Genomic DNA, 498 nt, shown 5'->3' with positions numbered 1-498 from the left:
GCCGTGGTGGGCGCGGGGGTGGACGCAGGGACGGAGCGGCTCGACCTGCGACTTCGGCTGGAGGCGCGGCGCCAGCACGGCGGTTTCCGGCAAGGCTTCTTCGGCGCGGACTACGAGCTGGCGCGCTTCCAGGCAGCGGGCCCTGACGGTGGGCCTATCGCGGGTGCTGCCTTCCCGGACGGCTACTCCGCATTTGGGGAGGCGGAAGTGGGCTGGGATGCCGTCCATTACGGGGGCCTCTCCAGGCACCTGCGACTGTCGCTGGGCGCGGAAGCTTTCTCCTGGGGGCGCTTCGACGTGGACGGGCGTGTGGCGGTGCAGCTCTTCGCGCGCAGCCTGGAGGTGGCGTTGAAGGGGCTCGGAGTCGGCATGGGACAGCCCGGAGCGCGCTACCTCGGTGCGGCGGAAGTGCGCTGGCGATTCCTGGGCGGGCGCCTCTACGCGATGGGGACGGGCGGCACGCTGCTCTTCCCCTCGACGGAAGGGACGCTGCGGCCG

Annotated in this window: 1 pseudogene; it reads left to right on the top strand. The window is 72.3% G+C overall.

Annotated features, from left to right (window positions below):
• Positions 1-498 (top strand): annotated as a pseudogene (locus G4D87_RS38585) (hypothetical protein); the annotation flags it as partial.

The sequence above is a fragment of the Myxococcus vastator genome (assembly GCF_010894475.1).
In the GTDB taxonomy this organism is placed as follows: Bacteria; Myxococcota; Myxococcia; order Myxococcales; family Myxococcaceae; genus Myxococcus; species Myxococcus vastator.
Note: the sequence above shows the minus strand (reverse complement) of the source record. Positions and strands in the feature narration are given on the sequence as shown.